This is a genomic window from Lapillicoccus jejuensis, from assembly GCF_006715055.1.
Lineage (GTDB): Bacteria > Actinomycetota > Actinomycetes > Actinomycetales > Dermatophilaceae > Lapillicoccus > Lapillicoccus jejuensis.
In genome coordinates, this window is the sequence record NZ_VFMN01000001.1 from 927,821 (window position 1) to 946,293 (window position 18,473).

At 75.4% G+C, this 18,473-nt stretch carries 19 protein-coding genes and 1 tRNA gene; 5 read left to right on the forward strand and 15 right to left on the reverse strand.

What is annotated here, in order from left to right:
• Positions 1–47: 47 nt before the first annotated feature.
• From FB458_RS04470 to FB458_RS04485, 4 genes are read right to left on the reverse strand one after another with little or no spacing between them, the layout of a single operon-like run.
• A complete protein-coding gene (locus FB458_RS04470) occupies positions 48–467 on the reverse strand; it encodes a hypothetical protein (RefSeq protein WP_141847128.1) in 420 nt (139 codons plus the stop codon).
• Positions 464–1,453, reverse strand: a complete 990-nt coding sequence (locus tag FB458_RS04475) for an SDR family oxidoreductase (protein ID WP_141847130.1) — start codon at positions 1,451–1,453, stop codon at positions 464–466. The genes FB458_RS04470 and FB458_RS04475 overlap by 4 nt, the downstream gene beginning before the upstream one ends.
• The gene (locus tag FB458_RS04480; protein ID WP_246061063.1) at positions 1,450–3,303 is read right to left on the reverse strand and encodes a glycoside hydrolase family 15 protein; all 1,854 of its coding nucleotides are present in this window, start codon (positions 3,301–3,303) and stop codon (positions 1,450–1,452) included. Before FB458_RS04480 ends, FB458_RS04475 begins: the two co-directional genes overlap by 4 nt.
• Entirely contained in the window at positions 3,300–3,797 is a 498-nt protein-coding gene (locus FB458_RS04485) for a MarR family winged helix-turn-helix transcriptional regulator (protein ID WP_211355926.1), read from the reverse strand. The genes FB458_RS04480 and FB458_RS04485 overlap by 4 nt, the downstream gene beginning before the upstream one ends.
• A 55-nt stretch (positions 3,798–3,852) precedes the next feature.
• Between FB458_RS04485 and FB458_RS04490 the strand changes: the two genes are divergently transcribed.
• Together FB458_RS04490 and FB458_RS04495 are read left to right on the forward strand one after the other, a co-directional pair.
• Positions 3,853–5,586: a chloride channel protein gene (locus FB458_RS04490; protein WP_246061064.1), complete on the forward strand. Its 1,734-nt coding sequence runs from the start codon at positions 3,853–3,855 to the stop codon at positions 5,584–5,586.
• Positions 5,587–5,624: 38 nt separating this feature from the next.
• Complete coding sequence (locus FB458_RS04495) at positions 5,625–6,041, forward strand: VOC family protein (protein WP_141847137.1); 417 nt, start codon at positions 5,625–5,627, stop codon at positions 6,039–6,041.
• Between the two features lie 10 nt (positions 6,042–6,051).
• Here FB458_RS04495 and FB458_RS04500 read toward each other — a convergent pair whose 3' ends face one another.
• Complete coding sequence (locus tag FB458_RS04500) at positions 6,052–6,528, reverse strand: phage tail protein (protein ID WP_141847139.1); 477 nt, start codon at positions 6,526–6,528, stop codon at positions 6,052–6,054.
• A 504-nt stretch (positions 6,529–7,032) separates the two neighbouring features.
• Between FB458_RS04500 and FB458_RS04505 the strand changes: the two genes are divergently transcribed.
• Both FB458_RS04505 and FB458_RS04510 read left to right on the forward strand, forming a co-directional pair.
• Positions 7,033–7,755 carry a phosphatase PAP2 family protein gene (locus FB458_RS04505; RefSeq protein WP_141847141.1) on the forward strand — a complete coding sequence of 241 codons (723 nt, stop codon included), beginning with the start codon at positions 7,033–7,035 and terminating at the stop codon, positions 7,753–7,755.
• Positions 7,756–7,773: 18 nt separating this feature from the next.
• On the forward strand, positions 7,774–8,211 hold the full coding sequence (locus FB458_RS04510) for a hypothetical protein (protein WP_141847143.1): 438 nt from the start codon (positions 7,774–7,776) through the stop codon (positions 8,209–8,211).
• Positions 8,212–8,566: 355 nt separating this feature from the next.
• Here FB458_RS04510 and FB458_RS04515 read toward each other — a convergent pair.
• The 6 genes from FB458_RS04515 to FB458_RS04540 all read right to left on the reverse strand — a co-directional run bounded on the left by FB458_RS04515 (position 8,567) and on the right by FB458_RS04540 (position 14,400).
• A tRNA-Thr gene (locus FB458_RS04515) sits at positions 8,567–8,643 on the reverse strand.
• A 75-nt stretch (positions 8,644–8,718) separates the two neighbouring features.
• Entirely contained in the window at positions 8,719–10,278 is a 1,560-nt protein-coding gene (locus FB458_RS04520; RefSeq protein ID WP_141847146.1) for an alpha/beta hydrolase, read from the reverse strand.
• A 111-nt stretch (positions 10,279–10,389) separates the two neighbouring features.
• The gene (locus FB458_RS04525) at positions 10,390–11,505 is read right to left on the reverse strand and encodes a ScyD/ScyE family protein (RefSeq protein WP_141847148.1); all 1,116 of its coding nucleotides are present in this window, start codon (positions 11,503–11,505) and stop codon (positions 10,390–10,392) included.
• A gap of 158 nt (positions 11,506–11,663) precedes the next feature.
• Complete coding sequence (locus FB458_RS04530; RefSeq protein ID WP_141847149.1) at positions 11,664–12,857, reverse strand: DNA polymerase III subunit delta'; 1,194 nt, start codon at positions 12,855–12,857, stop codon at positions 11,664–11,666.
• Positions 12,854–13,516: a dTMP kinase gene (tmk, locus tag FB458_RS04535; protein WP_170185563.1), complete on the reverse strand. Its 663-nt coding sequence runs from the start codon at positions 13,514–13,516 to the stop codon at positions 12,854–12,856. Before tmk ends, FB458_RS04530 begins: the two co-directional genes overlap by 4 nt.
• 47 nt (positions 13,517–13,563) lie before the next feature.
• Positions 13,564–14,400, reverse strand: coding sequence for a MerR family transcriptional regulator (locus FB458_RS04540; protein WP_141847151.1), 837 nt, complete (start codon positions 14,398–14,400; stop codon positions 13,564–13,566).
• Between the two features lie 132 nt (positions 14,401–14,532).
• Between FB458_RS04540 and FB458_RS04545 the strand changes: the two genes are divergently transcribed.
• Positions 14,533–15,570 (forward strand): NADPH:quinone reductase, encoded by a 1,038-nt coding sequence (locus tag FB458_RS04545; RefSeq protein WP_141847153.1) that lies wholly within the window; start codon positions 14,533–14,535, stop codon positions 15,568–15,570.
• 272 nt (positions 15,571–15,842) lie between these two features.
• Here FB458_RS04545 and FB458_RS04550 read toward each other — a convergent pair whose 3' ends face one another.
• From FB458_RS04550 to FB458_RS04565, 4 genes are all read right to left on the reverse strand, one after another.
• Positions 15,843–16,475, reverse strand: a complete 633-nt coding sequence (locus FB458_RS04550) for a methylated-DNA--[protein]-cysteine S-methyltransferase (protein ID WP_141847155.1) — start codon at positions 16,473–16,475, stop codon at positions 15,843–15,845.
• Positions 16,472–16,984, reverse strand: coding sequence for an RNA polymerase sigma factor (locus FB458_RS04555; RefSeq protein WP_141847157.1), 513 nt, complete (start codon positions 16,982–16,984; stop codon positions 16,472–16,474). The genes FB458_RS04550 and FB458_RS04555 overlap by 4 nt, the downstream gene beginning before the upstream one ends.
• Before the next feature lie 9 nt (positions 16,985–16,993).
• Positions 16,994–17,545 (reverse strand): methylated-DNA--[protein]-cysteine S-methyltransferase, encoded by a 552-nt coding sequence (locus FB458_RS04560; RefSeq protein WP_141847160.1) that lies wholly within the window; start codon positions 17,543–17,545, stop codon positions 16,994–16,996.
• 69 nt (positions 17,546–17,614) lie between these two features.
• Entirely contained in the window at positions 17,615–18,427 is an 813-nt protein-coding gene (locus FB458_RS04565; RefSeq protein ID WP_141847161.1) for an SDR family NAD(P)-dependent oxidoreductase, read from the reverse strand.
• Between the last annotated feature and the right edge of the window lie 46 nt (positions 18,428–18,473).

Here is an 18,473-nt window from a genome sequence, read left to right on the forward strand (position 1 = left end):
CCGTCGTCGTCACGTCGACCTCCCGCGTAGTTGAACTCGCAACCACCTTAGCCGACGCCGCGCCGCCCCTCCCGTGCCCGGGACGCGGCCCGGGCCCCGGCCGCGGCCCAGACCGTCGCCGACACGGTGTCGACGACCCCGGCCCGTCGCCGCGTGGGGTCGAGCGCCGCGAGGCCGGCCGCGGTCGCCGCGTGCAGGACGTCGACGACGACCCCGAGGGCCAGGCCGGCCGGCCGTGGCGTCACGAGCGTCGCCCCGGCCTGCACCAGGTGGCGCGCCCCGAGGACGCGGGCGACCACGAGGCTGCGCTCGTCGACGCGGACGCCGTGCACGTGGGTGAGCACGGTCCGGGGGGCCAGCAGCAACGTCGCGCCCCATGCGGCGCGGGCCGCCTCGACGAGGCGGACCCGCCGCCGGGAGGACCGCGCCGTCGCCGGGGCCGTGGGGCCCGCCGTCGGGACCGTCATCGGGTCCGGCGCCAGGTCGCCAGGACCCCGGCGAGGGCGGCCACGCCGGCGGCCACGGTCGCGGCCCGGTGCTTGGCGACGAAGGAGACCGGGTCGTGCTCCGAGGCCTTGTCGGAGAAGGCGCCACGGGCACCGCGGTCCGCCTCGTGGTCCTGGGGCTCGAACACGTTGGAGCCGTAGCGCGGCGCGTCCTGCGACGTCTGCTGCGACCCGACACCCGTCCGGCCCAGGTACCAGTCGACGAAGCGTGGGGCGACCCGGTTGCCGAGCACGGTGTAGGCCGTCGAGATGCCGACCCACATGTTGCGCCGGGGGTGCTCGGCCGAGAAGCGGATCGCCCGGGCGCACACCTCGGGCTGCACGATGGGCGGCACCGGCTGCGGGTGCTGGTCCATCTTGTTGAGGTTCCAGTCGAACTGGGTCGTGTTGACCCCGGGCAGGGTGACGAGCCCGACCGTGACGTGGCTCCCGGTCGCCCGCAGCTCGGTGATGACCGACTCCGTCATCCCCTTCGTCGCGTGCTTCGCGCCGCAGTAGGCGGACTGCAGCGGGATCGAGCGGTAGGCCATCGCCGAGGAGACGTTGACGATGGCGCCCCGGTCACGTGGGCGCATGACCCGCAGCGCCGCCCGGGTGCCGTTGACCTGGCCGTAGTAGGTGACGGCGGTCATCCGCTCGTACTCCCGCGGCGTCGTGTCCCAGAACCACGACAGCGCGCCGACGAACGCGACGTTGACCCAGACGTCGATGGGGCCCAGCTCGGCCTCCACCCGGTCCGCCGCCGCCTCGACCGCCTCGTGGTCGGCGACGTCGGTCTGGACGGCCAGCCCCCGTCGACCCTCGCGCTCGACGTCGGCGACGGCGGCGTCGAGCCCGGCGCGCCCGCGGGCCAGGACCGCCACGTCGTAGCCCGCCCGGGCGAACTCCCGCACCGTCGCCCGGCCGATGCCGGCCGACCCTCCGGTCACCACCACTGTCCTGCTCATCCGCTGCATCCTTTCCGTCGTCGGGGATCGACGTCCTTCCCCGTGGGGCCGAGGTCACGCACCGTGGCCGCGGCGTTGATGTGGGCGAGGTGGCTGAGGGCCTGCGGCAGGTTGCCGACGAGCTGCCCCGTGCGGGCGTCGACCATCTCCGACATCAGCCCCGTCGGGGGCACGAGGTCGCCCAGCCGGCCGAGGCGGTCCCGGGCGTCGTCGAGCCGGCCGGTCAGGGCCAGTGCCTCGACGAGCCAGTAGGCGCAGGCCAGGAACGTCTCCTCCTCCGCCGAGACCGCGGAGTACCGGTAGACCAACGGCCCGGCGCCCAGCTCCCGCTCGACCGCCCGCACGGTCGACGCCATCCGCTCTCCCGTGTCGAACCCGAAGCGCGCGCCCAGCAGCACCGAGGCGTCGAGGTCGTCGCTGCCCGCGTAGAACGTGTAGGCCTGCTTCACCGAGGACCAGCAGTGCTCCTGGACCCAGTCGGCGACGGCCGCGGCCTCGCGCCGCCAGCGACCGGCACGGTCCGGCAGGTGCCCTGCGTCGGCCAGGCGGGCGGCGGCGTCGAGGGCACGCCAGCAGTTCATCTTGGACGAGGTGTAGGGACGCTCGTCCTGCAGCTCCCAGATGCCGGCGTCGTCGTGGCGCCAGCTGTCGGCGCAGCGGTCGGCCAGGTCGGCCAGCTCGCGGGCCGAGCGCAGGTCGAGCACGTGGCCGTCGTCGACCCAGTCCGCGACGGTGCCGAACAGGTCGCCGTACACCCCCAGCTGGGTCTGCGACGTCGCGCCGTTGCCGACCCGGACCGGGCGGCTGCCGCGGTAGCCGGGCACCGGCGGCTCCGTCGTGTCCGGCGCCAGGCCGCCGTCGAGGTCGTACACGACGTGCACGTCGGGCCCGTGCGCCCGGATCGCCCGCAGGAGCCAGACGACGCTGGCGTGCACCTCCTCCTGCATCCCGCAGACGCTCATCGCGTCGATGGTGAAGGCCGCGTCGCGGATCCACGCCAGCCGGTAGTCCCAGTTCTTCGGCCCGCCCACCCGCTCGGGCAGCGAGGTCGTCGCGGCAGCGGCGATGGCGCCGGTCTCGGCGACGATGACCGTCTTGAGGGCCAGCGCGCTGCGCACGACCCGGTCGCGGTCCGGCCCGTCCCACCGGACCTGGCGCGACCACTGGCGCCACCGGTCGGTCGTCAGGTCGATGCGACTGGCGATCGCGTCGAGGTCGGTCAGGTAGAGCGGCTCGCCGTTGCTCGCGACGACCGCGGCGACACGCCGCTCACCCTCCACGACGGTGACGCGGCTGCGCACCAGCCGGTCCTCCGGCTGGTGCCCGACCGGCCACGACGTGCGCACGGCCAGGACGACCTCGCCCGCGTGCAGGAGCGTGGGACCGTCGCCGGTCGCCTCCCGGTCCGCCCAGGCGCTCCACTCCCGCAGCCCGGTGCCCGGGGCGACGACGAGCTCGAGCTCGACCTCCCCCTGCTGCCCCTCGAGGCGCCAGGCCAGCTCGGTCCACGGCAGCCGCCCCGCGTTGCCGACGTCGAGGGAGGTGAGGACGCTCACCCGACCCGACCCCGTCGCGAAGGTCGTCACCAGCTGGTTCGTGCCGTCGAGGTAGCGCATCTCGCTCGTGGCGTCCGGGTCGGTCGGCCGCAGGGCGACGAACCCGCCCTGCCCCGGGTCCACCAGCGCGGCGAAGGCCGGGCGGCTGTCCAGGCGCGGCACGGGCCACCAGTCCACCCGTCCGTCCCGGGCCAGCAACGCCACCGTGCGCCCGTCCCCCAGGACGCCGTACGACGAGATGTCGGCCTCGCCGCCGTCGTCGCGCACCACGCGGACCGGCTCGAGCCCGGTCACGGCAGCGACCGCCCGGTCGCGGGCCAGACCTGCTCGGCCGCGGCCGCGAAGTCGGCCATGGCGGCAGCCACCGCGTCGCGACGGTCGGGGTCGAGGCGCTCCAGCACCGCCCGCAGGTCCCGGCGACGGCGCTGGGTCACGGTGCGGACCACGCGGCGGCCGGCTGACGTCAGGGCGAGGCGGGTCTCGCGCCGGTTCTCCGGGCGGACGCTGCGCTCGACGAGGCCGGCGGCGACGAGCCGGTCGACCATCCGCAGGGCCGTGGAGGGGGCGACGTCGAGCTGGCCGGCCAGGCCGGTGAGGCTGTCCTCCGCCTCGGACAGCACGACGAGCATGCGGAACTGCGGCAGCGTCACGCTCTTGGCCCCGGCGATCGAGCGCGCCGACACGGCCACGAGGGCTCTGGACCCGTCGAGCACCGCGTCGACGATCGCCGCCAGCGGGTCGTCCGAGGTCGTCCCGCCCGGGTCGCCGATCGGTCGTCGCGTCACCACCCTCCGACCATAACCCACATTGACGTGCATACAGCAACTATTGCAGTATGCAATGGTGACGGCACTGACGATGCGTGTGGACTGGGCGCGGGCCCGTGGGCTGCGATCCCGGCGGCTGGGGCTGCTCCTGCTCGCCCTCGGCGTGGGGGTGGGGGCCGGCCTGGGCGCCGTGGCGTTCCGCTACATGATCGAGGGGCTGACCCACCTCTTCACCGGGTTCTCCGACTACGCGGGCCACCCCGGAGCCGCCAACCCGCAGCTGCCCGCCCTCGGGCGGTTCTTCGTCGTCCTCACCCCGGTCGTCGCCGGTCTGGTCTACGGGCCGCTCGTGCAGCGCTTCGCCCGCGAGGCCCGCGGCCACGGCGTCCCCGAGGTCATGGTCGCCGTCGCCCGCCACGGCGGCCGGATCCGGCCGCAGGTCGCGCTGGTCAAGGCCGTCGCCTCGGCCCTGTGCATCGGCGGCGGCGGCTCGGTCGGCCGCGAGGGCCCCATCGTCCAGATCGGCTCGGCCCTCGGCTCGACCCTCGGTCAGTCCTTCAAGCTCGACGAGCGCCGGGTGACCCTGCTCGTCGCGTGCGGCGCGGCCGGCGGAATCTCGGCGACCTTCAACGCGCCCCTCGCCGGCGTCTTCTTCGCGATGGAGCTCATCCTGCGCCAGTGGGCCGCGGAGTCCTTCGGGATGGTCGTGCTCTCGTCGGTGACGGCCAGCGTCATCGGCCGCGGCGTCCTGGGTGACTCGCCCTTCCTCGTCCTGCCCGCCTTCCACGTCGACCACCTCGCGCAGTACCCGCTCTTCGCTCTCCTCGGCGTCCTCGCCGGGCTCGTCGGGGTCGGCTTCTCGCGCGTCCTCTACGCCGTCGAGGACGCCTGCGACTGGGCCTGGCGCGGCCCGGAGTGGCTTCGTCCCGCCACCGGCGGCCTGCTGCTCGGCCTCGTCCTGCTCGTCCTCCCGCAGATGTACGGCGTCGGCTATCCCGTCCTCGGCCGCGCGGTCGACGGCGGCTACGGCATCGCGTTCCTGCTCGTGCTGCTCGTCGGCAAGCTCGTCGCCTGCAGCCTGACCATCGGCATCGGTGGCTCGGGCGGGGTCTTCGCCCCGAGCCTCTTCGTGGGGGCCATGGCGGGGGCGGCGTTCGGTGAGGTCGTCCACTCGGTCGCCCCGACCTCGGGGGGCTCGGTCGGCGCCTACGCCCTCATCGGGATGGGCGCCGTGTTCGCCGGGGCCGCCCGCGCGCCGATCACCGCCGTGGTCATCCTCTTCGAGCTGACGGGCGAGTACTCGATCATCCTGCCGCTGATGCTGGCCATCGTCCTCGCCACCGGCATCAGCCAGGTCGTGTCCCGGGACACGGTCTACACCCGCAAGCTGCTGCGTCGCGGCATCGACATCGACGAGCCCGCCGACGCCGCCGTACGACGCCGCCCCGCCGCCCCCTTCGTCACGCCGGCCCCCGCACCGCTGCGGGTCGACGACACGCTCGAGGCCGCGGCGGCGCGGTTCGCCGCCGGCACCGACGCCGAGCTGCCGGTCGTCGAGGCGGACGGTCGGCTGCACGGCACGGTGACCGCGACCGACGTCGTGCGGGCCCTGTCGGCCGGCGACGACACGCGCGTCGGTGCGCTCGCCTCGCCGGCCGACCCGGTCCCCGACACGGCGACCGTGGGCGACGTGCTCACGGCGCTCGGCCACGCCCGCTCCGTCGTCCCGGTCGCCGACGCCTCCGGCGCGGTCGTCGGGTGGGTCCGCGAGCGCGACCTGCTGGGCACCACCGGGCTGGGCCGCGGCTGACGGTCGCGAGCGCCCGGGCGGTCACGCAGGCTGGGGCCATGCCGATCACGCCCACCGGGTACGCCCACGTCCGCCTCACCGTCACCGACATCGAGCGGTCGCGCGCCTTCTACGACGCCGTCTTCGGGCTGCCCGTCGCCTTCGAGCTGCCCGCCGACGCGGACGAGGCGACCCGTGACCAGCTGTCGTTCCTCTTCGGCGGGGTGATCTACCGGCTGGGCGAGAGCTCGCTGCTCGGGCTGCGCCCGGTGGCGCGCGACCGGTTCGACGAGGACCGCACCGGCCTCGACCACGTCGCCTTCACCGTCGGCGCGGTCGCCGACCTCGAGCGGGCCGTCGAGGTCCTCGACGGCTTGGGCGTGGCCCACGAGCCGGTCAAGGACATCGGCGCCGGCCACATCCTCGAGTTCCGCGACCCCGACGGCGTCGCCCTCGAGCTCTTCGCCGCCGCCTGAGCCGGCGGGCTCAGGGGGTCGCGGGCGGCTCGTGGTCGCCCTTGACGACGAAGAACGACCCGCGGATGGTTCCGGCCAGCGTCGACCTCTGACGTGCGAACGTGAACTTCCCGTCGAGCTCCTCGGGGACCTCCATGCCGTCGGACAGCTTGAAGCCGACGGCCCGCTTGCCACCCTCGGCGAGGGTCCACAGCACGTTGACGACCAGTCCGGACTCGTAGAACACGTGCGTCCACCGGATCCCGTCGACCTCGCAGCTCGACGCCTCGAGCGGCCGTGAGCCGATGACGACGTCACGCTCGGCCAGCACGCGGGCCACGTACTCGACGAGCTGCGGCACCTCGTCGGCCGGGTGGGTGGTGAGGGCGTGCCCGTACTTCGTCGAGAAGTACCGGGCCTCGTTGGCCCGCAGGCCGGCGAGGGCCGGCCCCACGGGCGAGCTCTCGAGCCCGCTCGTGCTCACGGTGCGGAAGTCGACGACGGTCACCGGGGCCTCTCCATGACGCGGACGGGTCGGGGACACCGTACGTCGTCGCCGACCTGCCCGCCCGTCCTCGGGCGATGTGACTCAGCCACGCCCTACGCCGTCCGCCCGTCAGTAATTCCGTCGATTGAACCTCTTGTACTGCGAACGAAAGCGCTCTTACACTCGTGGGGCCTGAAGCGGCGCCTGTGGGGGCGCGCGTGACGGGTGGGAGCCGTCCCGACGGCTCCGGTGCACGACGGTCCGCCCTGCGGGCCGCTGGTTCGGACGGGGCCCGCCCGTGTGGGGGCGGGTCACCGCCCGGACCCCCGCACCTGATCCGCACCTGATCCGCAGCGGATCCGCATCGGGTCTCGTCGCGCAGCGACCCCGCCACCTCGTCGTCCCAGGCCTCGAGCAGCTCGCGTACGGCGGACGGCCAGGCCCCGGCGCTTGACTGGGGGGCGACGGACCGCGGCGTACCGGCCGCCCGGGCCGGCCGCCCCGACGAAGGAGCGGACCCACCGGATGACCGACACGAGCGACGACCTCGAGCTCCTCGACCGCCGCCTGGGTCAGGGGATCCTCGCCCCCGGCCGGGACCCCCGCGTCGCCCTGGTCCGGGCTGCCATCGTCGTCGGGGCCCTGGCCGTCCTGGGGTTCCTCCTGCGGTGGCAGCCCCTCGACGGCGGGCTCTCGCGCCGGCTGAACGGCGCGCGCACGGGCGTCGTCGGGTCGCTGTCCACGACGGTGTACCACCTCTTCTCGCCCGCTCCGGCGATCGCCCTCACCGTCCTCGCCACCGCCCTCGTGTGGTGGTGGTCGCACCGGCTCCGGGTCGCCGCGGCGTTCGCGGGCACCGTCGCCGTCACGTGGATCCCCTCCGATGTGCTCAAGCTCGTCGTCGACCGACCGCGGCCCGACGTGCACCTGCTGCCGCACCCCTTCCTGCCCTCGCCCGCGGACCCGTCCTTCCCCAGCGGGCACACGGTCTTCGTCACCGCGTTCGTCCTGGCGGTCCTCCTCGTCGTGCGCGGCACTGCCCTGCACCACCCGATCGCCATCGCGGGAAGCATCATCGTGGTCATCGTCGCGCTGTCCCTGTCGGTCGACGCGGTCCATTACCCCACCGACGTGCTCGCCTCCGTGGCGTGGTCGGTCGGCGTCGCCCCCGCCGCGCGGTGGGTGTGGGTGGACGTCGTCCTCGGCCGGTTCGCCGGACGCCGTACGGGGTCCCGCCGGCGAGGCTGAGGTCCGTAGCCTGGCCCCATGGGCATCGACCGGTCACACCGCTGGTGGACAGGGACCGAGGCGGCCGACCTCGGCGAGTACCTCACGGCGTACACCGCGGCCGGCTACCCGGCGACCCGGGTCGTCCACGCCCGGTGCGCCCGGTGCACCGGCGCGACCTTCCGCCTGCGGGTCGACGACGAGGAGGGCTGCGCCGAACGCACCTGCACGGCGTGCGGCGACGTCCGGCTCATGCTCGACTCCGGCGACGTGATCGAGGAGGCCGACCTCGGCGAGGCCGAGTGCCCCTGCGGCGGGGCCGTGTTCGAGGTCGCGGTGGGGTTCGCGTTCACCGCGGAGCAGGACGTGCGGTGGGTGTACGTCGCCCTGCGCTGCACGGCGGACGGGGTCCTCGGCGTCTACGCCGACTGGAAGATCGACGACAGCCCGGGCGACCACCTGCTCACCGAGGTGTGACCGGCCGACCGGCCGGATCCGTCCGGGCTCGGACGTGGAGCGAGGGGGCCCACCCCACGTGGGCCCCCTCGGGGGACATCCCACACAGCGGTGGCCGCGGATGACGCTGGTCGCCCCCACGGCGGCCGGTCTTCGGGTCCAAGAGACCTGCGAGCAGGTCTCGCCAAGACACCTCGCGGTGCTTGGACGTTGTGTCCAGGTCGGGCACTCCTCCGTGCCCGATACGAGAATAATACACCCAAAGTCCGGTTCCGCACCAGCCCCAGGGAGCAGGTCGACACGGCGGAGCCGGGTCCGACGGCGCGCTCCCCGGGCACGAGGACGGGCCCAGGTCGCGTGACCTGGGCCCGTCCGGTGGAGCCGCCTGTCGGAATCGAACCGACGACCTATTCATTACGAGTGAATCGCTCTGGCCGACTGAGCTAAGGCGGCGTGCGCCGAGGCGCGGGGCACGAGTATACGGACAACCCCGCCGGCCGCCTAAACGGCCCGGCCGGCCCGACGGGGTCAGCAGCGCAGCCCGTCCTCCGGCACCGTGCCGTCGAGGTAGTAGGCGTCGATCGCGTCGTCGACGCACGAGTTCGAGCGCTTGTAGGCGGTGTGGCCGTCGCCGTCGAAGGTCACGAGCGAGGCGTTCGCCAGCTCCTGGCGCAGCCGGACCGACCACTCGTACGGCGTCGCCGGGTCGCGGGTGGTCCCCACGACGACGATCGGGCCGGAGCCCTGGGCGGTGACCTTGTGCGGGGTGCCGGTCGCCTTGACCGGCCACACGCCGCACGGCACGGAGCCCCAGGCCAGGAGCGGCCCGAAGGTGGGGGCCGCGGCCTCGATCTTCCGGGCGTTGGCCTCGACGGTCGGGATGTCGGCGGTGTCGGGACGGTCGAGGCAGTTGACGGCGTAGATCGCCTCCATGATGTTGCCGGTGTACTGCCCGCCGGGGGTGCGCTCGACCATCTCGTCGGCCAGGCGCATGAGCAGGTTGCCGCTGCCCTGAGCGGCCTGGGTGAGGGCCTGGCTGAGGGTGGGCCACAGCGACTGGTCGTACATCGCCTGGGCGATGCCGTTGGCGGCCCAGGTCTGCCCGAGCTCGGTGACGCGCGCGTCGTCGGTGACCGGGACCGGCTGAGTGTCGGTGCGGGCGAGGAAGTCGCGCAGCCACTGCATGCCCTGGTCGACCGTGCGCCCCACCGGGCAGTCCGAGCGCGTGACGCAGTCCGCGACGTAGGCGCGGGCGGCGGTCTCGAAGCCCTGTGCCTGGCCGAGGTTGATCTCGTACGACGTGAGGTCCGGCGGCACGACGCCGTCGAGGACCATGCGGCCCACCTTGGTGGGGAACAGGTCGGCGTACGTCGCCCCGAGGAAGGTGCCGTAGGACTTGCCGAGGTAGGTCAGCCTCGCCTCCCCCAGCGCCGCCCGCAGGACGTCCATGTCCTTGGCGGCGTCGACGGTGGAGACGTGCGGGAGCAGCCGGGCGCTGCGCTGCTCGCACCCGTCGGCGTAGGTCTTCGCCTCGGCGACCCAGGCCTGCGCCTCCGCGGTGTCCTCCGGCGTCTGGTCGGTGTCGAAGAACCGGTCCATGCCCTCGTCGGGCAGGCAGTCGATCGGGGCCGAGCGGGCCACGCCGCGCGGGTCGAAGCCCACGACGTCGTACCGGGTGCGCACCCCCGAGCCGACGATCTGGCCGGCCGCCTTGGCGTAGTCGACGCCCGAGCCGCCCGGGCCGCCGGGGTTGACCACGAGGGAGCCGATCCGGTTCGACGCCGAGCGCGCCGGCACCTTGAGCAGGGCCAGCCCGATCGTCGCGCCGTCGGGCTGCGCGTAGTCGACCGGCACCGTGAGGGTGGCGCACTGCCCGCCCTGGCAGTCCGACCAGGCGAGCGTCTGCGTGTAGAAGCGCGCGAGCCCGCTCTGCCCGGCGGGCGGCGTCTGGCTGCCCGGCGCGGGGGTCGTCGAGACCGGGGCGGAGTCCCCGGAAGACAGGAACGGCAGGCTCGCGCAGGAGGAGAGCACCAGCGCGCTCACGAGGGCCGCACCGGCCAGGGCGGCAGGACGCCGCAGTCGGGTCATGGGGTACGGCGCTCCTCCGGTCGCGGCCGGGTCGGTGGCCGTCGGTCAGGTGCGAGCACGGTACCCCGCGCACCTGGGCCGCGCCCGGGGGCGCGGCCCAGGCCGGGGACGTCACCGCTGGTAGCGCAGCACCTTGCCCGGTCCGACCGGCGCTCCCGTGTCGTCCGTCTGCGCGATGGTCGAGACGTAGACCGAGCCGCCGGCGACCTCGACCCCGAGCGGGCCGGCGACCTGGGCGAAGGTCGTCACCCGGCCGTCCTGGACCTTGGCGATCCGGCCGCCGAAGAGCTCGGCGACGAAGACGGCCTTGGCGTCCCGCCCGGAACCGACGGCGAGGTTGGTGGCGCCGAGGAAGCCCGTGGCCACCTTGAACGCCGACCCGCCGGAGGCGTCGAGCCGGTAGAGCGAGCCGCGGGCGCCCAGCTCCGGGCCCTCGGGGCCACCCGGGAGCGTCGTCACCCAGAGCCGGCCGTCGGGGGCCTGCTCGACGTCGGTCGGCACCGGCTCGAAGCGGTACGTCGTCCCGACGATGCAGGTCGGCGCCCCGAGCGCGGCGGCCTGCTCGGCGGTGATCGTGATCGGCTGGGGCGGCAGCACGGCCATCGTGCTGACGGTGCCGTCCGTCGTGATCCGCAGGATGTCGTTGCCGCCTGCGTCGGCGACCGCCCAGGTCCCGTCGGCGAGCGCCGCGACCGAGTACGGGTGGGCGTCGAGCAGCCCGGTGTAGCGGGCCGGGCCCTGGGTAACCTGGCGGAAGAAGGCCTTCGCGCACGCGTTCGCGCTGGGCAGGACGCCGTACGTGTTGACGGAGTCGGGGTTGTGCATCCGCTCGTAGCCGCTGAGGTCGACGACGAGGTCGTCCGCCCCCGGCCGGTGCAGGACGAAGGCGGCGTTGCCGCTGTCGTCCGTCGTCGTGTAGGCGAAGGACGAGCCGTCCGTCGACCACTCGACCCCGGCGGCGCCGGGGGCGTTCGTGACGACCGGCACCGAGTGGCCGTCCGTCACCCGGGACACCAGCCCGGTGAAGCCGTCGGCGACGAGCACGGCGTCGCCGCGCACGGCGAGGTTGAAGGGCCCCACGACGTCGCGCGCGAGGACCTCGCGGGACGTGGACCCCGTGGCCGTCGCCGTGGACGCGGCGGCGGAGGTGGTCGTGAGCGGCGCGAGGGTCAGGGCGAGGGCCCCGGACGCGACGGCGACGACGATCGAACGAGCTCTGCGAAGCATCGGTTCTCCTGGTGGCAAGGCGGTACCCGTCCCCCCGCGGGTGCGTGGACACCCGGGCGCAAGGCCGGACGGCGTCTCCCTGCCGATGACGGCGCTGTCGGTCTGCCCGGCAGTGTGCTCCGCTCCCAGGTGGCGCGCACCGGTTTTCCCGAGAACTGTCAGGCGGCCGGCCCGGTCGGCCCGGGCAGCGGGCCGATGGCGAGCGTCACGGTCATCGCCTCGAGGGCGAGCAGCGGCGGCACGTTGCTCGCGATCCGCTCGCGGGCCTCGCCGATGGCGTCCATCGCCTGGAGCAGCCGCTCGGGCGAGCGGGCGGCCGCCAGCGCCCGGACCACGTCGACGCTGTCCTCGTTGACGAGGTCGACCGGCGGCCCGAGGTGCAGCACGAGCGCGTCGCGGTGCACGGAGAGCAGGTCGACGAGGGCGCGGTCGACGACGTCGCGGGCGAAGCGGGTCGCCCGCGCCTTCTGCTCCCGCTCGAGCGAGGCCAGCTGCGCCCGCACGTGCGGGGGCTGGGTGCGGGCGCCGGGCTCGGCGCCGAGGGTCTCCAGCAGCCGGGTCCGCTCGGCGACGTCGCGCTCCGCCGACGCCGCGGTCGTCTCGTCGTCGGCGATCGAGGCCAGGTCGGCGGCGGCGCCGACGGCGTCGCCGACGCCGTGGATGCGCGCGGGCATGGTGATGACCTCGCGGCGACGGATCCGCGCGCCCTCGTCGCGGGCCAGCCGCCGGGCCAGGCCGACGTGCGACTGGGCGGCGCGGGCGGCGTACCGCGCCATGGTCGGGTCGACCCCGTCGCGGCGCACGAGCAGGTCCGCGACCGCCTCGGCCGGCGGGGTGCGCAGCCGCACGTGCCGGGTGCGGGAGCGGATGGTGACGATGACGTCGTCGAGGCTCGGGGCGCAGAGCACCCACACGGTGCGCGGCGTCGGCTCCTCGAGCGCCTTGAGCAGGACGTTGGCCGGGGCGTCGCTGTACGACGTCAGCCGGTCCGCGTCCTCGACGACGATGACCCGCCAGCGCCCGACCGACGGTCGCAGCCCCGCCTCCTGGACGAGCGCGCGCATGTCGTCGACCTTGAGCGAGAGGCCCTCGGTCGCGACGAGGCGCACGTCGGCGTGCGACCCCTTGAGGGCGGTGCGGCACTCGCGGCACTCGCCGCAGCCGCCCCGCGGGCACTGCAGCGCGGCGGCGAAGGCGCGCGCCGCGACCGAGCGGCCGGACCCCGGCGGGCCGGTGAGCAGCCAGGCGTGGGTCATCGCCCCCGGGTGGGTGGCGGCGTGGGCGAGGGTGGCGACGGCGTCGGGCTGGCCGACGACGTCCCCCCAGACGCCTTGCGCGACAGCGGTGCTCACGCCTGCACCCCTAGCCGGTCCAGGGCCTGCCCGACCCGGGCGAGGACGAGCGCGTGCGCCTCCTCGGGCGGCAGGGCCGCGTCGACGACGACGTACCGCTGCGGGTCGGCCTGCGCGAGGAGGAGGAAGTGACGGCGTACGGCGTCGTGGAAGTCGTCGCCCTCCGCCTCGAGCCGGTCGGCGGCCCCCCGGGCGCCGCGCCGCTCGCGCCCCGTCGCCGCGGTGACGTCGAGCAGGACGGTGAGGTCGGGCAGCAGGCCGCCCACGGCCCAGTGCTGCAGCCGCGTGACGTCCTCGACGCCGAGGTCGCGACCGGCGCCCTGGTAGGCGACCGAGGAGTCGACGTACCGGTCGGTGACGACGACCCGGCCGGCCGCGAGCGCGGGGCGCAGGACGAGCTCGACGTGCTGGGCCTTGTCGGCCGCGTAGAGCAGCGCCTCGGCCCGCGGGGCGACGTGGTCGCCGTGCAGGACGAGGTCGCGCAGCGCCTGCCCCAGCGGGGTCCCGCCCGGCTGGCGGGTGACGAGGACGTCGTCGACGCCCCGCCGCGCGAGGGCCTCGACGAGCAGCCGGACCTGGGTCGACTTGCCGGCTCCGTCGCCGCCCTCGAAGGCGACGAACAGTCCGCCGCGGGCGGCGTCGGTCGAGGGGGTCGGCACGGCCGCCAGCCTAGGCCAGCCGGCCGACACCCCTCGGGCCGTCGTCCTCAGGCGCCCGTCGCCTCGTGCCGGTCGGCGTTGGCGTGGATCGCGTCCCGGGTGAACCGCGCGAGCCCCGGCGCGACGTCCTCGTACGTCTGCGTGAACCGCTCGTCGGCGACGTACAGGTCGCCCAGCCCGCGGTGCATGGCGTAGGGCACGTCGTAGAACCAGCGCTCGATGTGCCGGCGGTGCGCCTCGGCCGCGTCCATCGCCGCCTCGCTCGTGGCCGGCTCGCCCGAGCCCAGCGCGGCGGCGAGCCCGTCGTTGACGGCGTCCATGTCGGCCTTGATGGCGACCCAGTCCTCCTTGCCGTACGACGACGTGCGGTCGCGCGACTGCTTCCACGCGTCGGTCTCGCCCCAGCGCTCCTGCGCCTCGGCGCTCCACTCCTGCTCGTGGTCGGCGAAGCGGTCGCCGAACAGCTCGCGCTGCTCCTGCCTGCTGATGCCCATGCCCGTGCTCTCCTTCTCGATGGCTGCGTCGATGGCGTCCACCAGGTCGTGCAGCTCCGACAGCCGGCCGACCACCGCCGCCCGCTGCCGCCGCAGGTGGCCCTCCAGCTGCGCCCCGGACGCCCCCAGCAGCGCGCGGATCTCCTCGAGGGGGAAGCCGAGCCGCCGGTAGACGACGACGGTGGTCAGCCGCTGCAGGTCCGCCTCGGTGTAGAGGCGGTAGCCGGCGGCGGACCGCTCGCTCGGGCTGACCAGCCCGATCCCGTCGTAGTGGTGCAGGGTGCGCACGGTGACGCCCAGCTCGTCGGCGACCTGGCCGACGGTGAGCGCCCGGTCACGGGGCGCGCCGGTGGTGGTGGTGGTGGTGGTGGTGGTCCGGTCGGTGGACATGGGAAGGAGCCTCCGGCCTCACGTCGGGTGAGGGTCAAGCCCATTCTGCGGGACGCCCGTCCGGGGGCGGCATAGCCGACGCCGGCGCGCGGTTGGTCACGACGACACCCGTCCCCGACCGGAAGGCCCCCCGTGCGCGCCGTCGTCCTCACCCAGCCCGGATCCAGCGACGTCCTGCAGGTCGTCGAGCGCGAGCCCGCCGAGCCCGGCGCCGGCGAGGTCCGGGTCCGCGTCGTCCGCTCCGCCGTCAACCCGACCGACTGGAAGTCGCGCTCGGGGTCGACCGGAGCGGGCCTCGCCTTCGCGGAGGTGGTCCCCCACCAGGACGGCTCCGGCGTCGTCGACGCGCTCGGCGAGGGGGTCGAGGGTCTCGCCGTCGGCGACCCGGTGTGGGTGATGCTCGCCGCGCACCAGCGCCCGACCGGCACCGCCCAGGAGCTCACCGTGCTGCCGCGCGAGCGCGTCGTGAAGCTGCCCGACGGGGCGCCGTACGACGTCGGGGCGGACCTCGGCGTGCCCGCCGTCACCGCGCACCGCGCGCTGACCACGAGCGAGGGCGGGCCGACCCGGCTGTCCCCCGGCGCGCTCGCCGGGCGCACCGTCCTCGTCCAGGGCGGCGCCGGCGCCGTCGGTAACGCGGCGATCCAGCTGGCCGCCTGGGCCGGCGCGACCGTCGTCACGACGGTCTCCTCCGACGCCAAGGCCGCGCTGGCCCGTGCGGCCGGCGCCCACCACGTCGTGGACTACCGGGCCACCGGCCCCGAGGGCACCGTCGCCGCCGTCCGGGAGGCCGCCCCCGACGGCGTCGACGTCGTCGTCGAGGTCTCCCCCGCGCGCAACCTCGGGCTCGACCTGCAGGTCATCGCCCCCCGCGGGACCATCGCGATCTACGCCAACGACGGCGGCGACGAGGTGAGCCTCACGGTCCGAAAGACCTTCACCACCAACGCGCGGTTCCAGTGGGTGCTGCTCTACACGGTCGGGGCCGAGGCGCTGGCCGCCGCCGCGGAGGACGTCACCGCGGCCGTCGCGGACGGGGCCTTCGGGGTCGGCGAGGAGCACGGGCTGCCGCTGCACCACTACCGGCTCGAGGACGTCGCCGCGGCGCACGAGGCCGTCGAGGGCGGCGTCGTCGGCAAGGTGCTGCTCGACGTGTCCGACCCGGCCTGACGGGCCTCGTCGAGCACGCCCCGCAGGCGGTCCGCGACCTCGTCCGGCAGATGACCGGACGGCCCGCGGCACTTCCGTGCACGTGAGCGCTTGGTGTCACCGGGCCGCTGAAACCTGCGCAATCGACCACCGATGTTGCGCTCATGGCCTAGTGTGGCAACATCGCTTCCGCCGAGACCACCTGGTGGAGGCATCCCGACGGGCCCCAGGGTCCGTCGGCCCGTGAGCGCGGCGCCCATGACGAGACCCCCCGAGCCGTCGTGGGCGCCGCTTCACGTGCCGGGCCGGTCCGCCACCTCCCCCCTGGCGTCGACCGGGCCCCCCAGCGCACCCTGCTCCAGCGCGAGCAGGGTGCGCTTGGCGTCCGCGCCCCCGCGGTAGCGCCCCGGCGTCCCGTCCGAGCGGACCACCCGGTGGCACGGCACGAGCAGCGGCAGCGGGTTGGTCGCGCAGGCGGTGCCGACCGCGCGGACGGCGCGGGGGCTGCTCGTGCGGGCCGCCAGCTCGCCGTACGTCGCGACGGCGCCGTACGGGACGTCGGTGGCCAGGCGGTCCAGGACCTCGCGGCGGTAGCCGGAGCTGAGGCGCCGGTCGAGCGCGACGCCGGTGGCGGCGTCGAGGCGCCGGCCGGCGAAGTAGGCGTCGAGCCAGCGCGCGGCCGGGTCGAGCCGGCGCGGGGCGAGAAGCACCCGCGGGCTGACCCGCCGGGCCAGCTCGTCCTCGACGGCGTCGAACCCCTCCCCCTCGAAGGCGATCCGCACCACCCCCGCGGGGGTCGCGGCGAGCAGCAGGGGCCCGACGGGGCTGTCGAGGGTGCGGACGGCGACGTCGAGGGTGCCGTCGCGCTCGGCGGCGTCCGCGAGCCGGTCGCGGAGCCGGTCGAGGTCGGAGGGCGGGGTGGTCATGCGGGCTCCTCGGGGTCGAGACCGGCGCGGCGCAGGGCGGCGACCCCGTCGGCGGCGGACCGGCGCACGGCGGCCGCGCTGCGGCCGGTGAGCCGGGCGACCTGGGGGTGCGGCAGCCCGGCGAGGTGGTGGTAGGCGACCGCCTCGCGCTGGCGCGGCGGCAGGGCCGCGACGGCGGCGACGAGGTCGAGGGCGTCGACGTGGGCGGTCGACCCGGCGGCGGGGGCCCCCACCGCCGCCGTACGACGCCCCGGCTCGGGCGGCTCGGCGACGACCGTCCCGCGCCGGGCCGACGCCCGGACGACGTCGACCGCCTTGCGGTGGGCGATGGTGACGAGCCACCCGGCGACATCGGCGTCCTCGGGCAGGTCGGGCCAGGCCCGCAGGGCGCTGAGGAAGGTCTCGGACCACGCGTCCTCGGCGTCCGCGCCGGGGCCGAGGACGGCGCCGACGACCCGCAGGACGCGGGCGCCGTGGGCCTGCACGGCGCGCTCGAAGGGGGCCTGCACGGGGCGGGATCAGAGGGCGAAGAGCGCCGGCTGCCCCGCGGCCGGGACGACGCTCTCCCCCATCGCGAGCACGCCCTCGAGGGTGAGCAGGTGCCGCTTGCGCTCCAGGCCGCCCGCGTAGCCGGTCAGCGACCCGGTGGCGCCGACGACGCGGTGGCAGGGCACGAGGACCGAGACCGGGTTCGCCCCGACGGCGTGCCCGACGGCGCGGGGGTGGGCGGGGCCGCCGCCGAGACGGGCCGACAGGGCGCCGTACGTCGTCGTCGTGCCGGTGGGGATCTCGCGCAGCAGGTCCCACACCGCGCGCTGGAACGGGGTGCCGGCGACGTGCAGCGGGATGTCGAAGGTGGTGCGGACCCCGGCGAAGTACTGCTCGAGCTGCGCCGCGAGCGCGGCGAAGCCGTCGTCGGCGGGGGCGCCCCACCGGCTGCGGTCGGGGGTGCGCGAGTGGCCCTCGAAGTAGAGCCCGGTCAGCCCCTGCTCGTCGCGGACCGCGGTGAGCGGTCCGAGCGGCGAGGGCAGGGTCGTGTGCCAGGTGGCCGGGGCGTCGGCGGTGGTCATCGGCGGTCCTCCTGCGGTGAGTGTGTCACCAGGAGGACGCGCGGGAGGGCCGGAGTGTGAGGTGGGGACTCAGCGCAGGTGGCTGGCGCCATTGAGGTCGACGACCGCGCCGGAGAGCCACTCGGCGCCGGGGTCGGCGAGCGCGACGACGGCGTCGGCGACCTCCTGCGGCCGGGCCACCCGGCCGAACGGGCTCTGGCCGCGGATGGCGTCGCCCTCCGGGCCGTCGAGCAGGGCCGCCGCCATGTCGGTCGCGACGAAGCCGGGGGCCACCGACACGACGGCGATCCCCACGGGCGCGAGCGCGACGGCCATCGACTGGCCGAAGGCGTGCAGCCCGGCCTTGCTCGCGCCGTACGCCGGCACGTCGGGCTCGCCGCGGTAGGCGCCGCGGGAGCCGACGTTGACCACGCGCCCGACCGGGAGGCCGTCGGCCGGGGGCACGGCCCCCATGTGCCGGGCGACGCAGAAGGTGAGGTTGGCCGGACCGAGGAGGTTGGTGGCGAGGGTCGCCTGCCAGGCGGCGACCCACGCCTCGTAGGAGACGTCGGTGACCCGGTGGTCGCCGCGGCGGCTGCCCTCGCCCGCGTCGGCGGGGTCGAGGAAGCGGGCCGCGTTGTTGACCAGGACGTCGACGCGGCCCAGCCCGGTGGCGGCCTCGTCGGCGAGCCGCGCGACCTGCTGCGGGTCGGCGAGGTCGCCCTGCACGAGCAGGTGCCCCTCCCCGGGCAGGTCGGCCAGGACGGCCCGGGCCTGCTCCTCGCCGGAGCGGTAGTGCACGGCGACCCGGTCACCCCGGGCCGCGAAGGCCTGTGCCGTCGCCGCCCCGATCCCCCGGGACGCGCCGGTCACCAGCACCCCGCGCCCACCCGCTGCTCCCATGGCCGACACCGTACGACGTCGCGGAGCTCGCCCCGGCAGCGCCCCT

Bases quoted from the DNA above. Each gene is read 5' to 3' on its own strand.
- FB458_RS04520 (WP_141847146.1), bottom strand. From the start codon at position 10,278: ATGACCCGACTGCGGCGTCCTGCCGCCCTGGCCGGTGCGGCCCTCGTG.
- FB458_RS04505 (WP_141847141.1), top strand. From the start codon at position 7,033: ATGACCGACACGAGCGACGACCTCGAGCTCCTCGACCGCCGCCTGGGT.
- FB458_RS04475 (WP_141847130.1), bottom strand. From the start codon at position 1,453: ATGAGCAGGACAGTGGTGGTGACCGGAGGGTCGGCCGGCATCGGCCGG.
- FB458_RS04550 (WP_141847155.1), bottom strand. From the start codon at position 16,475: ATGACCACCCCGCCCTCCGACCTCGACCGGCTCCGCGACCGGCTCGCG.
- FB458_RS04470 (WP_141847128.1), bottom strand. From the start codon at position 467: ATGACGGTCCCGACGGCGGGCCCCACGGCCCCGGCGACGGCGCGGTCC.
- FB458_RS04565 (WP_141847161.1), bottom strand. From the start codon at position 18,427: ATGGGAGCAGCGGGTGGGCGCGGGGTGCTGGTGACCGGCGCGTCCCGG.
- FB458_RS04540 (WP_141847151.1), bottom strand. From the start codon at position 14,400: ATGTCCACCGACCGGACCACCACCACCACCACCACCACCACCGGCGCG.
- FB458_RS04495 (WP_141847137.1), top strand. From the start codon at position 5,625: ATGCCGATCACGCCCACCGGGTACGCCCACGTCCGCCTCACCGTCACC.
- FB458_RS04510 (WP_141847143.1), top strand. From the start codon at position 7,774: ATGGGCATCGACCGGTCACACCGCTGGTGGACAGGGACCGAGGCGGCC.
- FB458_RS04560 (WP_141847160.1), bottom strand. From the start codon at position 17,545: ATGACCACCGCCGACGCCCCGGCCACCTGGCACACGACCCTGCCCTCG.
- FB458_RS04525 (WP_141847148.1), bottom strand. From the start codon at position 11,505: ATGCTTCGCAGAGCTCGTTCGATCGTCGTCGCCGTCGCGTCCGGGGCC.